The organism is Enterobacter sp. kpr-6 (assembly GCF_900116015.1).
In the GTDB taxonomy this organism is placed as follows: Bacteria; Pseudomonadota; Gammaproteobacteria; order Enterobacterales; family Enterobacteriaceae; genus Enterobacter_D.
The window spans coordinates 58,258-71,646 of sequence record NZ_FOYH01000011.1 but is presented as its reverse complement, the minus strand read 5'-3'; the positions used below and the strand labels follow the sequence as shown (position 1 = coordinate 71,646).

11 protein-coding genes are annotated in these 13,389 nt (G+C 57.8%); 9 read left to right on the top strand and 2 right to left on the bottom strand.

The genetic code is table 11. From position 1 onward, the window contains the following. Positions 1 to 69: 69 nt before the first annotated feature. The 9 genes from rhaB to rhaM all read left to right on the top strand — a co-directional run bounded on the left by rhaB (position 70) and on the right by rhaM (position 10,248). Positions 70 to 1,524, top strand: coding sequence for a rhamnulokinase (rhaB, locus tag BM373_RS19395; protein ID WP_090465237.1), 1,455 nt, complete (start codon positions 70 to 72; stop codon positions 1,522 to 1,524). Further along, a complete protein-coding gene (gene rhaA / locus BM373_RS19390) occupies positions 1,521 to 2,780 on the top strand; it encodes an L-rhamnose isomerase (protein WP_090465234.1) in 1,260 nt (419 codons plus the stop codon). The genes rhaB and rhaA overlap by 4 nt, the downstream gene beginning before the upstream one ends. A 170-nt stretch (positions 2,781 to 2,950) precedes the next feature. Then, positions 2,951 to 3,781: a rhamnulose-1-phosphate aldolase gene (rhaD, locus tag BM373_RS19385; RefSeq protein WP_090465231.1), complete on the top strand. Its 831-nt coding sequence runs from the start codon at positions 2,951 to 2,953 to the stop codon at positions 3,779 to 3,781. Between the two features lie 82 nt (positions 3,782 to 3,863). Next, positions 3,864 to 4,850 (top strand): rhamnose ABC transporter substrate-binding protein, encoded by a 987-nt coding sequence (rhaS, locus tag BM373_RS19380; RefSeq protein WP_090465229.1) that lies wholly within the window; start codon positions 3,864 to 3,866, stop codon positions 4,848 to 4,850. A gap of 246 nt (positions 4,851 to 5,096) precedes the next feature. Then, on the top strand, positions 5,097 to 6,608 hold the full coding sequence (locus BM373_RS19375; RefSeq protein ID WP_090465226.1) for a sugar ABC transporter ATP-binding protein: 1,512 nt from the start codon (positions 5,097 to 5,099) through the stop codon (positions 6,606 to 6,608). Beyond that, complete coding sequence (locus BM373_RS19370) at positions 6,608 to 7,612, top strand: ABC transporter permease (RefSeq protein WP_090465223.1); 1,005 nt, start codon at positions 6,608 to 6,610, stop codon at positions 7,610 to 7,612. Before BM373_RS19375 ends, BM373_RS19370 begins: the two co-directional genes overlap by 1 nt. Continuing rightward, positions 7,609 to 8,613, top strand: coding sequence for an ABC transporter permease (locus BM373_RS19365; protein ID WP_090465220.1), 1,005 nt, complete (start codon positions 7,609 to 7,611; stop codon positions 8,611 to 8,613). The genes BM373_RS19370 and BM373_RS19365 overlap by 4 nt, the downstream gene beginning before the upstream one ends. A 175-nt stretch (positions 8,614 to 8,788) precedes the next feature. After that, positions 8,789 to 9,937, top strand: coding sequence for a lactaldehyde reductase (gene fucO / locus BM373_RS19360; RefSeq protein ID WP_090465217.1), 1,149 nt, complete (start codon positions 8,789 to 8,791; stop codon positions 9,935 to 9,937). Then, positions 9,934 to 10,248, top strand: a complete 315-nt coding sequence (rhaM, locus tag BM373_RS19355; protein WP_090465214.1) for an L-rhamnose mutarotase — start codon at positions 9,934 to 9,936, stop codon at positions 10,246 to 10,248. The genes fucO and rhaM overlap by 4 nt, the downstream gene beginning before the upstream one ends. A gap of 44 nt (positions 10,249 to 10,292) precedes the next feature. On the opposite strand, the gene BM373_RS19350 is transcribed toward rhaM, so the two are convergent. Next, complete coding sequence (locus tag BM373_RS19350) at positions 10,293 to 11,297, bottom strand: virulence RhuM family protein (protein ID WP_090465211.1); 1,005 nt, start codon at positions 11,295 to 11,297, stop codon at positions 10,293 to 10,295. 89 nt (positions 11,298 to 11,386) lie between these two features. After that, entirely contained in the window at positions 11,387 to 13,372 is a 1,986-nt protein-coding gene (locus tag BM373_RS19345) for a metallophosphoesterase family protein (protein ID WP_090465208.1), read from the bottom strand. Between the last annotated feature and the right edge of the window lie 17 nt (positions 13,373 to 13,389).

Sequence of the window (13,389 nt, the reverse complement as noted above, 5' to 3'; positions counted from 1 at the left end):
ATTAACGAGAAGGTTGGCAGGAGGGATCTTTTTTAGAGTAGGGGCAATGACTCTGAGAAGGATCCAATCATGACTGTTCGCCATTGTGTGGCTGTCGATTTAGGCGCATCAAGCGGGCGCGTCATGCTGGCGCGCTTTGATGCCGGGACGGGCACCCTGACCCTTCGCGAAATCCACCGGTTTGCTAACTGCTTACAAAAAGTGGGCGGCACCGACTGCTGGGATATCGACACGCTGGAAGCGGAAATCCGCGCGGGGCTGGCAAAAGTCGGCGGCGAAGGCATCGCCATTGACAGCATCGGCATCGACACCTGGGGCGTGGATTACGTGCTGATTGATAACGCGGGCGCACGCGTCGGGCTGCCGGTCTCCTACCGCGACAGCCGCACCGATGGCGTGATGGCGCAGGCACAACAGCAGCCGGGCAAAGCGGAAATTTACCGCCGCAGCGGGATCCAGTTCTTACCCTTTAACACGCTCTATCAGTTCCGCGCGCAGACGGAACAGCAGCCCGACCTCACCGCCCGCGTCGCACATGCGCTGCTGATCCCGGACTATTTCAGCTACCGTCTGACCGGCAATCTGAACTGGGAATACACCAACGCCACCACCACCCAACTGGTAAATATCCAGACGCATAACTGGGATGAAACCCTGCTTGACTGGGCGGGCGTCCCCGCCTCGTGGTTCGGCACGCCGACGCAGCCGGGCAATGTGATCGGTCACTGGCAGGAGGTGCCGGTGGTGGCCGTCGCCAGCCACGACACCGCCAGCGCAGTGATCGCCTCACCGCTTATCGATAACGATGCCGCTTATTTATCCTCCGGCACCTGGTCGCTGATGGGCTTTGAAAGCCCGACGCCTTATACCAGCGATGCGGCGCTGGCCGCCAATATCACCAACGAAGGCGGCGCGGAAGGCCGCTACCGGGTGCTGAAAAACATCATGGGCCTGTGGCTGCTGCAACGGGTGCTGAAAGAGCAAAACGTCAGCGATCTGCCGTCGCTCATTGCCCGCACCACCGCCCTGCCCGCCTGCCGCTTCGTGATTAACCCAAACGATGCTCGCTTTATCAACCCGGAAAACATGAGCCGCGAAATTCAGGCCGCCTGCCGGGAAAGCGCCCAGCCCGTGCCTGAAAGTGATGCTGAACTGGCGCGCTGCATTTTTGACAGCCTGGCACTGCTCTACGCCGACGTGCTGGGCGAACTGGCCCACCTTCGCGGCAAGCCGTTTACCCGGCTGCATATCGTTGGCGGCGGCTGCCAGAACCAGTTGCTCAACCAGCTTTGCGCCGACGCCTGCGGCATCACCGTGGTGGCCGGACCGGTAGAAGCGTCCACGCTCGGCAATATCGGCGTTCAGCTCATCACTCTGGGCGAGCTGCCCGACATCGACGCTTTCCGTGAGGTGGTGACCTCCAGCTACGCCCTCACCACCTTCACCCCTCATCCTGATAATGAAATTGTTCGCTATGTTGCGCAGTTTCAGCAAAAACGACCAACAAAGGAGCTTTGCGCATGACCACTCAACTTGAACAAGCCTGGGAACTGGCAAAACAGCGCTTCGCCGCTGTGGGCATCGACGTCGAGGCGGCATTGCGCCAGCTCGACCGCCTGCCGGTGTCCATGCACTGCTGGCAGGGCGATGACGTCGCTGGCTTTGAAAACCCCCAGGGTGGACTGACGGGCGGCATTCAGGCAACCGGGAATTATCCGGGCAAAGCGCGTAATGCGGCGGAACTGCGTGCCGATCTCGAGCAGGCGCTGAGCCTGATCCCAGGGCCAAAACGTCTGAATCTGCACGCGATTTACCTCGAATCTGACGAGCCGGTCGCGCGCAACGAGATCAAACCTGAGCATTTCAAAAACTGGGTGGAGTGGGCGAAAGCCAACAAACTGGGTCTCGATTTTAACCCGTCATGCTTCTCGCACCCGCTCTCCGCCGACGGTTTTACCCTCTCCCACGCTAACGACGAGATCCGCCAGTTCTGGATCGACCATGTGAAAGCCAGCCGCCGCGTGTCTGCGTACTTCGGCGAGCAGCTCGGCACGCCGTCGGTGATGAACATCTGGATCCCGGACGGCATGAAAGATGTCACCGTTGACCGTCTCGCCCCGCGCCAGCGCCTGGTCGCCGCGCTGGATGAAGCGATGAGCGAGAAACTGAGCCTGTCGCACCATATCGACGCCGTGGAAAGCAAGCTGTTCGGCATCGGTGCGGAGAGCTACACCGTGGGTTCCAACGAGTTTTACATGGGTTACGCCACCAGCCGCCAGACCGCGCTGTGCCTGGACGCCGGGCATTTCCATCCGACCGAAGTGATTTCCGATAAGATCTCCGCCGCCATGCTCTATGTGCCGCGCCTGCTGCTGCACGTCAGCCGCCCGGTGCGCTGGGACAGCGATCACGTGGTGCTGCTGGACGACGAAACCCAGGCGATTGCCAGCGAGATCGTGCGTCATGACCTGTTCGACCGCGTACACATTGGCCTCGATTTCTTCGACGCCTCCATCAACCGCATCGCCGCCTGGGTGATCGGCACCCGCAACATGAAAAAAGCCCTGCTGCGCGCCCTGCTGGAACCAACGGAAGAACTGCGCAAGCTGGAAGCGGAAGGGGATTACACCGCCCGTCTGGCGCTGCTGGAAGAGCAAAAATCGCTGCCATGGCAGGCGGTATGGGAAATGTACTGCCAGCGCAATGACACCCCGGTCGGCAGCCAGTGGCTGGACAGCGTGCGGGCGTATGAGAAAGAGATTTTAGCGAAGCGGAGTTGAGCACACCCTCACCCCGGCCCTCTCCCTGAAGGAGAGGGAGTTTTATGTCCCCCCTCCTCACAGGAGAGAGAGGAAGGCAAATCCGAACTCGATCAGTCCCCTCTCCCCACGGGAGAGGGTTAGGGTGAGGGGAAAACGACCCTCGCTACCATTACAGGAACATCAAGACTATGCAGAACATCACCAACGCCTGGTTTGTCCAGGGCATGATCAAAGCCACCACCGACGCCTGGTTAAAAGGCTGGGACGAGCGCAACGGCGGCAACCTGACGCTGCGCCTCGATGAAGCGGACATCGCCTCGTTCACCGCCGATTTCCACAAAGAACCGCGTTACATCGCGCTCAGCCAGCCGATGCCTTTACTTGCCAACACGCCGTTTATCGTCACCGGCTCCGGCAAATTCTTCCGCAACGTTCAGCTCGATCCGAGTGCCAATTTAGGCATCGTTAAAGTGGACAGCGACGGTGCGGGCTACCACATTCTTTGGGGGCTGACCAACGAAGCGGTACCGACCTCCGAACTGCCGGCGCATTTCCTGTCGCACTGCGAGCGCATCAAAGCCACCAACGGCCGCGACCGCGTGATCATGCACTGCCACGCCACCAACCTGATCGCCCTGACCTACGTGCTGGAAAACGACACCGACGTCATCACCCGCAAACTGTGGGAAGGCAGCACCGAATGTCTGGTGGTGTTCCCGGACGGCGTGGGCATTCTGCCGTGGATGGTACCGGGCACCGACGAAATCGGTCAGGCGACCGCCGCCGAAATGTCCCGTCATTCGCTGGTGCTGTGGCCGTTCCACGGCGTCTTCGGCAGCGGCCCAACGCTTGATGAAGCCTTTGGCCTGATTGACACGGCGGAAAAATCCGCTGAAGTGCTGGTAAAGGTGTACTCGATGGGCGGCATGAAGCAGACCATCACTCAGGAAGAATTGATTGCGTTAGGTAAACGCTTTGGCGTCACCCCGCTGGCCAGTGCATTAGAACTTTATAAATAGAACATCGTGCCCCGCTCACAGAGACGGGGCAAAAAACACCTGCAAGCCCTACAAACTAACTCAAATCAGTGGAGTACAAGCAATGAAAATAAAGACAAGCTTAATCCTCACCGTTGCCGCCATGGCGTTGTCCGGTTCCGCATTAGCAGAAGTGAAAATCGCCCTGGTGGCGAAATCATTAGGAAATGGTTTCTTTGAAGCCGCAAACGTGGGCGCGCAGGAAGCGGCCAAAGAGTTAGGGGACGTAAAAGTTATTTATACCGGGCCGACCACCACCACTGCCGAAGCGCAGATCGAAGTGCTGAATGGGTTGATCGCCCAGGGCGTGGACGCGATCGCCATCTCCGCCAACGATCCTGACGCCGTGGTGCCGGTGCTGAAAAAAGCGATGCAGCGCGGGATTAAAGTCGTCTCCTGGGATTCCGGGGTGGCGAAAGCCGGGCGTCAGATTCACCTCAATCCATCCAATAACGCGCTGATTGGCGAAACCAACGTCAAACTTGCCGCTGACGCCCTGAAAGCGCTGAACGTAGAGAAAGGAGACGTGGCGATTTTAAGCGCCACGCCAACCTCCGCAAACCAGAACACCTGGATTGCCGAGATGAAGAAAGTGCTGCCGAACTACCCGTCGATCAATCTGGTGACCACCGCCTATGGCGACGATCTGTCAGATAAGAGCTACCGCGAAGCGGTCGGCCTGCTGAAAACCTACCCGGATCTGAAAGTGATCGTCTCCCCGTCATCGGTGGGGATCGTGGCGGCAGCGCAGGCGGTCAAAGATCAGGGCAAAATCGGCAAAGTCTACGTGACCGGTCTGGGCCTGCCGTCTGAGATGGCGGGCGCGGTGAAATCCGGCGCGAGCAAAAGTTTTGCTATCTGGAACCCGATCGACCTGGGCTACGCCGCGACCTATCTGGCAGATGATTTAGTCAAAGGCACGGCGACAAAAACCGAAGCCAATATGGGCAAACTCGGCAAAGTGAAACTGGACGCCGACGGCAGCGGCGCAATGGCCGAACCGTTTGTTTACGATGCCAGCAATATTGATAAGTTCTCCAAAATCTTTTGATGGTTTTCCGCTGATGTTCCCCCTCTCCCTCAGGGAGAGGGTCGGGGTAAGGGTGTCGTTTTATTCCCCTCACCCTAACCCTCTCCCCATGGGAGAGGGAACAGCCCGGTGACGCTCCGCCCTTCTCCCTCTCCCTTAGGGAGAGGGCCGGGGTGAGGGTGACGCTCCGCCCTTCCCCCTCTCCTTCAGGGAGAGGGCCGGGGTGAGGGTGAAGGCGATACAACACAACGCAACTGGAGAACCATCATGACGGCATCTGTACCCCTGCTGTCGCTCAAAGGCATTACCAAGGTTTTCCCTGGTGTGCGTGCCCTTGAGAACGTGCAGCTCGATCTCTGGCCTGGCAAAGTCACCGCACTCATCGGTGAAAACGGCGCGGGCAAATCCACGCTGGTCAAAGTGATGACCGGTATCTACCAGCCTGAAGAAGGCGAAATTCTCTACAAAGCCATTCCCATTGAACTGCCGACCCCGGAGTCAGCCCACAAAGTCGGCATTACCGCCATTCATCAGGAAACTGTGCTCTTTGATGAACTGTCGGTCACGGAAAACATTTTTGTCGGTCAGTACCTCTACACAGGCATGTTCAAAAAGCTCGACTGGCCCGCCATGCACCAGAAAGCGCGGGATATTCTCACCCGCCTGGAAGTGCAGATCGACCCGCGCGCGACGTTAAAAACCCTCAGCATCGCCCAGCGTCATATGGTGGCGATTGCCCGCGCGCTCTCGTTTGAGGCGCAGGTGGTGATCCTCGACGAACCGACCGCTGCCCTGTCGCAGCATGAAATCCTGGAGTTTTATCAGATCGTCGAGCGCTTAAAGCAGGACGGCAAAGCGATCCTGTTTATCTCGCACAAGTTTGATGAAATTTTCGAGCTGGCCGATCACTACACCATTTTGCGCGACGGCGTGTACATCGGTTCCGGCGCGATGAGCGACATCACCGAAGAGCGGATGGTGGCGATGATGGTCGGACGCGCCATTACGCAAACCTACCCGAAAGTCGCCTGCGAGTTGGGCGAAACGGTGCTGGAAGTCAAAGACCTGTGCCACCCGACCGAGTTCGCCCACATTAACTTTTCCCTGCGCAAAGGTGAGATCCTCGGCTTTTATGGTCTGGTCGGTGCCGGGCGCACGGAGCTGATGCACGCACTGTGCGGCGTGACGCATCCTTCGTCTGGCGACATTCTTCTCAACGGCAAAACGATGCATTTCCGCCAGCCTGCGGATGCAATCAACGCGGGCATTGTCTGCGTGCCGGAGGAGCGGCAAAAGCAGGGGGCGATTATCGAAATGCCCATCGCGCAAAACATCTCCCTGCCGCAGTTAAGCAAGCTCAACCCGAACGGGGTCCTGAACGACGCCAAAGAGTGGGCGCTGGCGGAAGAGTACGCCCGCCGCTTGCAGGTCAAAGCCTTTAGCTGGAAACAGGCGGTGGAAACCCTCTCCGGCGGCAACCAGCAAAAAGTGGTGATCGGCAAATGGCTCGCCACCCACCCGGACGTCATCATTCTTGATGAACCAACCAAAGGCATCGACATCGGCTCGAAAGCCGCCGTGCATCAGTTTATGTCTGAGCTGGTGGCGCAGGGGCTGGCGGTGATCATGGTCTCCTCGGAACTGCCGGAAGTAATGGGCATGGCCGACAGGATCATCGTCATGCATGAAGGGTTAATGGTCGCGCAGTACCGCGCGGGCGAGGCGACGGCGGAAACCATCGTCAGCGCCGCCAGCGGTGCCGGTCAGGAGGCTGCATAATGTGGCAACAACTGCTTAAAAATCGTGAAGCGCTGCTGGCAGCGGTGATCGTGCTGATGGTGATCGCCATCGGCAGCCGCGCGCCGTCGTTTGTCTCGCCGGGAAACCTGGTGGAAATCTTCAATGACACCTCCATTTTAATCATCCTCGCGCTCGGGCAGATGATGGTGCTGCTGACCAAAGGCATCGATCTGTCGATGGCGGCAAACCTGGCGCTGACCGGGATGATCGTCGCCCTGCTCAACTTCCATTACCCGAACATTCCGGTCTTTGCACTGCTGGTGCTGGCGACCGGGCTGGGGCTGGTGATGGGCATCATCAACGGCTTGCTGGTGTGGAAAATGGGCATTCCGGCGATTGTGGTCACGCTCGGCACCATGAGCATCTATCGCGGCATTATTTTCCTGCTCTCAGACGGCGGCTGGATCAACTCGCACCAGATGAGCCCTGACTTCCTCGGTCTGCCGCGTACCGCCGTGCTGGGCTTGCCGCTGCTGAGCTGGTGCGCCGTCGCCGCGCTGCTGGTGGTCGGCTACTTCCTGCGCTACAGCCGCACCGGACGCGCCCTGTATACCGCAGGCGGTAACGCCACCGCCGCGTACTACACCGGCATCAACGCCGGGAAAATGCAGTTCGTCAGCTTCTGCTTGTCCGGCGCGCTGGCCGGGTTCTGTGGCTATCTGTGGATCTCCCGCTTCGCCGTGGCCTATGTGGATGTGGCGAACGGTTTTGAATTACAGGTCGTGGCGGCGTGCGTGATCGGCGGCATCAGCACCATGGGCGGCACGGGCCGCGTGCTCGGCTGCCTGTTCGGCGCGCTGTTCCTCGGCGTCATCAACAACGCCCTGCCGGTCATCAATATTTCTCCTTTCTGGCAGATGGCTATTTCCGGCACGGTGATCGTCATTGCGGTTCTGCTCAACGAGCGGAGCAACAAGCGTAAAGGGCGATTGATCCTGCGTGACGCCGCCCTTGCACGTCAGAAACAGGCGGTGAAATCATGAGCAAAATTATGACCACTGAAGAGATGAAAACCCGGCCTTCAGCCACGCCATTTCTGCAACGCCTGATGTGCTGGGAAGGATTTTTACTGGCGGTGACGGCGGCGGTCTTTATTGCCAACGCCCTCGCCTCGCCCTACTTCCTCGACATCTGGAATCTGTCCGATGCGACGTTCAACTTCACGGAAAAAGCGATCATCGTGCTGCCGATGGCGATGCTGATTATCGCCCGCGAGATTGATTTGTCCGTCGCCTCCACCATCGCGCTGAGTTCCACGGTGATGGGCTTTTGCGCTCAGGCGGGCGTCGATACACCGCTGCTGGTCTGCGTGGGATTAGGCGTGGGCCTGCTGTGCGGGCTGTTCAACGGCATTCTGGTGACGCGCTTTAACCTGTCGTCGATTGTGATCACCATCGGCACCATGAGTTTGTATCGCGGCATTACCTATATTTTGCTCGGCGATCAGGCGCTGAATGCCTACCCGGAGAGTTTTGCCTGGTTCGGTCAGGGTTACGTGTGGGGCGCGCTGTCGTTTGAGTTCACGCTGTTTATGGTGCTCGCCGGGGTCTTTGCTTTTGTGCTGCACCGCACCAACTTTGGCCGCCGCACCTACGCCATCGGCAACAACCCGACCGGCGCGTGGTATTCCGGCATCAACGTGAAGCGCCACAACCTGATTTTATTCGCGCTGGTCGGCCTGATGGCGGGGCTCGCCTCGGTGCTGCTGACCTCGCGCCTCGGCAGCACGCGCCCGACGATTGCCACCGGCTGGGAACTGGCGGTGGTGACAATGGCGGTACTGGGCGGCGTCAATATTCTGGGCGGGTCCGGCAGCATGGTGGGCGTGATCATCGCCGCCTTCCTGATGGGGCTGGTGACCTTCGGCCTGAGCCTGCTCAACGTGCCGGGCATCGTGATGTCGATCATTATCGGCGCGATGCTGATTGTGGTTATTTCGCTGCCGATTATTACGCGACGGATTATGCAGCGAAGACGAATGTAAACGCCCCTCACCCCGGCCCTCTCCCAAAGGGAGAGGGGGAAAGGCGAGTCCGCGCTCGATCTGTCCCCTCTGCCACAGCGGGAGAGAGAGGCGGGTCCGCGCTCGATCTGTCCCCTCTCCCCAGGGGAGAGGGTTAGGGTGAGGGGAAAAATTTTTCACTTAAAGGAGATTTATCATGAGTTTTATGTTGGCACTTCCCAAAATCAGCCTTCATGGCGCAGGCGCAATTGGCGACATGGTTAATCTGGTAGCGGGCAAACAGTGGGGCAAAGCGCTGATCGTCACTGACGGTCAGTTAGTGAAGCTGGGCCTGCTGGACAGCCTGTTTACCGCGCTGGATGCGCATCAACTCTCGTATCACCTGTTCGACGAGGTGTTCCCGAACCCAACCGAAGAACTGGTGCAAAAAGGGTTCGCCGCCTACAACGACGCGCAGTGTGACTTCATTATCGCCTTCGGCGGCGGCAGCCCGATTGATACCGCCAAAGCCATCAAAATCCTGACCGCTAACCCTGGCCCGTCCACCGCCTATTCCGGCGTCGGCAAAGTGGTTAACGCAGGCGTGCCGCTGGTGGCGATTAACACTACCGCCGGGACTGCCGCTGAGATGACCAGCAACGCGGTCATCATCGACACCGCGCGCCAGGTAAAAGAAGTCATTATCGATTCCAACATCATCCCGGATATCGCAGTGGACGACGCCAGCGTGATGCTGGAGATCCCCGCCTCCGTCACCGCCGCGACCGGTATGGACGCGCTGACCCACGCGGTCGAAGCCTATGTTTCTATCGGCGCGCACCCGCTGACCGATGCCAACGCTCTCGAAGCCATTCGCCTGATTAACCTGTGGCTACCGAAAGCGGTCGATGACGGTCATAACCTCGAAGCGCGTGAGCAGATGGCCTTTGGTCAGTACCTGGCGGGCATGGCATTTAACAGCGCCGGGCTGGGCCTGGTGCACGCGCTGGCACATCAGCCGGGCGCGACGCACAACCTGCCGCACGGCGTCTGCAACGCCATCCTGCTGCCGATCATCGAAAACTTTAACCGCCCGAACGCCGTCGCGCGGTTTGCCCGCGTCGCGCAGGCGATGGGCGTCGATACCCGTGGCATGAGCGATGAAGCCGCCAGCGAAGAAGCGATTATCGCCATCCGTGCGCTGAGCGCCCGCGTCGGCATCCCGTCCGGCTTCAGTCAGTTGGGCGTCACCAAAGAAGATATCGAAGGCTGGCTCGACAAAGCGCTGGCCGACCCGTGCGCCCCGTGCAACCCCCGCACCGCCAGCCGCGATGAAGTGCGCGATCTGTACCTGGAGGCATTATGATCCGCAAGGCGTTTGTGATGCAGGTGAACGCAAATGCGCATGACGAGTACGAGCGCCGCCACAATCCCATCTGGCCGGAACTGGAGTCGGTACTCAAAGATCATGGCGCGCACCATTACGCTATTTATCTCGATAAAGCGCGCGACCTGCTGTTCGCCACCGTTGAGATTGAGTCCGAGGAGCGCTGGAACGCCGTGGCGCAAACCGAAGTCTGCCAGCGCTGGTGGAAGCACATGTCCAGCGTGATGCCGTCAAACCCCGACAACAGCCCGGTCAGCGCCGAGCTTAAAGAAGTCTTTTATTTAGAGTAAACGCAGTGACGCCTCCCCCGAATCGGGGGAGGACGCTGATTAGGTTATTTTTTCTTAGCCAGTCGCTTTTCGAGCTGCTCCAGCTGTTCCAGTTCGATACGGTCGGCTTCGCGGGCATCCGCCACTTTTCGGTTTTTATCAAACGATGCGTAACGTTCATGCGCCAGGGATATCATCTGCTCCCGGCTTACGGTGCCGCAATGGTTCAACAGAGGCTGTTCATTAAACGCAATAAAGTTATCGATATACTGCCGCCAGTCCGCCAGCTTCAGGTGCTGTTTGTTCTTTGCCCTGAATTCTGCAAATTCGAAAAACATTGAAGCCAGCCGGTTCAGGCTGTCGAGTTCATCTTCATTGAGATAGTTTTTGGCAATAACGACATCCACCTTACGCACCCGCGAACCTTTAAAACTGGTCAGATTCATATTGGCTTTTGTGGCATCGGCGCGCTGTACAATCAGTTCGGCCGCAGTAAATCCAGTAACGGCGAAAAAGAGTTTGTTCTGCACTTCGGCAAAAAGCAGTCCGGTATCTTTTTCACTGGCGCGGTAGTCTTCTGAAAGCGTGAACAGATCGCGGATTTTTTGATAAAAGCGAAGTTCTGATGAGCGGATATCCCGGATACGCGCCAGCAGTTCGTCAAAGTAATCCCATTTCGGATCTTTAAGGCGTTCATCATCCATAACGAAGCCTTTGTGCATAAATTCACTTAATGAGCGTGTTGCCCACTGACGAAATTGGGTAGCCCGGGTAGAACGTACGCGGTAGCCGATAGCAATAATCATGGGCAAAGAGTAATGGGCAAGCTGACGTTTAATATCGCGCTCGCCCTCACTTTGAACTGTCAAGTAATCCTTGACGGTTGCCTCACTGCTCAACTCTCCTTCAGCAAAAATGTTTTTCACGTGCAGGCTAATATTTTGTTTAGTGGTTTGATAAAGCGCAGCAATTTCCAGCTGCGTCAACCACACCTGCCCACCCAGTTCACGCAAAACAAACCGGGCTTCGCCATCTTCACTGGTATAGAGGATCAGATCGTTATCAGACATTTTTGCCATCCTTGAGTTATCGTGTGATGCGCCATTTTATACGTCGAATCAGACACGAAATCACTCACAACATCAGTAGGCATTGCCTGTTATTCCATCGGCGTAATTTCCCCGGTTTTCAGGTTGATGTGAAAATCCCCCGACGGGTTGCCGTGCAGGTACTTATCGATCACCTTAAAAATGCTGCCAAAGCGTACGCGGAAGATCTCTTCGAACGGGCTCTGCGGGTTGATCTGTGCTTCCACGGGCGACAGGCGGGCGGCGAGTGCGCGGGTGAGAAGCTGATACTGTTTTAAGCGGGCAGCGTCGATGTCCTTTAATGCCAGTGCGTCAGCGTTACGCAGACGATAAAAATCCACCGCCAGGTCGAAGCCGTTCCAGCGGGCGAAATCACTCGGCGTCATCCCCGCGTTTTTGGCCAGCGCATCGGCTTTTTGCTGCGCGGCTTTCCACGCGGCGCTGTGTTTATCAACGCCCTGCCCGTCTGCCAGCTGGCTTAAGATCAGCATCTCCTCGCCGTTAAGCGTAAACAGCATCTGGCGGATATTTTCCGGCCACTCTTCGGGCAGAAAACGCAGGCGCGTTAGCTCGGTAATATGCCAGTTGGTAAACGCGTAGTAGTTTTCCGCTTTCAGAATGGCTTTGTTCCAGAGATGGGGTGAGTGAGTGGCGTTCAGGTGATCCCACTCCTGCTGATAGTGTTCAAACAACTCGTCGAAGCGCGGCACGTTTTTCAGCGTCACCGTTTGCACATCGATTTCATCGCGGTTTTTAAAACTGAGGATTTTATACGCCGGAACGTAGGCCGCCATCGACGGGGCCTGGATGTTAAACAACTGGCTGCCATCCGGGTAACGGCGCACGCCCGTGTCATTAAAATGCATATGCCCGCCGACGTGTACGCCAATCCCCGTTTTTGCCAGCGCGTGACTGGTATCTTCCTGCGGCGCGCGGGCTAACTGGAATTTACCTTTGCCAAAAATCGCCTCCAGATCCGCTGCCGCGCCGTTATCAAATTCCACCATCGGGAAGTGGCTGAAGGTGATCAGCGTTTTATTGAGCCGCTTCGCCCGCTGCGCCACGTCCGTCATCCAGGCGACGGTTTGCTGTTTGTGGGTCAGCATTTTGTTGTAGCCCGCATCGCCGGAACCGGCAAAATTCGCGCCTGACGCGGGAGACGCAGCATCGGCGGTGGCGGTCGGCAAATAGACATTGGCGTCCACGGCGAGCAGCCATAAACCAGGAATCGGCTCCACCAGATAGCTGCTGTCAGCCACCTGAAAACAGGGGCCGTAACCGGGCTTTTTATATTTGCCGCCCGTTCCCTGGGCGCAAATTTCATACTGCCGCTGGCTGAAATCGCTGGCCTTCAGCGCCGCCTGATATGTGTAATTCTCTGTGCCATAGCGGGAATAGGGCGTTTCCCAGTACCGATCTTCAGGCGAAGGATTGATGCCAAAGCTGCCCATCGCCGCCATGATCGCCTGATAGCCGCTGCTGGCCATCTCTTCGCTGCAAATCGTCGGCAATTCGGCATCGGTTTTTATCACCACCGTTGCACCCTGATAGCCTTTACACTCTTTAGCGCCCCGGCTGAAAATGCGCTGCGTTTTGCCCCCTTCGCCAAGAAAATCCTCCTCGCCGCCGGGCACGGTGAACGGGCGGTTGGGATCGTGATTGCCGGGGGTGGCGAAAAAGCGCATCCCATATTTTTGCTGGTACTCGTGAAGCAGCGTGACCAGCCCGCGAACGTGATAGGGCTGACCGTCATCGCTGAAATCTCCCGGCAGCGCCACCCATTTGATCCCCTTCTGCCCGGCGTCATCCAGCGCGGCGCGTAGGGCAAAATAGTTTTCATTGAACAGCCGGGTGGAGGTCAGTTGCGCATACATCGTGCGGATGATGGCCTGCTCTCCTGTTTTGGTGTTTTTCAGACCGGGAAATGCTCCATCAGCAAACTGCCCGTAGACATCGTGAAAGTGAATATCGGGCATAAATGCGACGCGATACTCTGCCTGCGCCGCGCCGCCTGCCAGCAAAAGCAGGGGCCAACAAAACCGTAATGGGTGATTCATGTTTCTCTCCGTGTAAA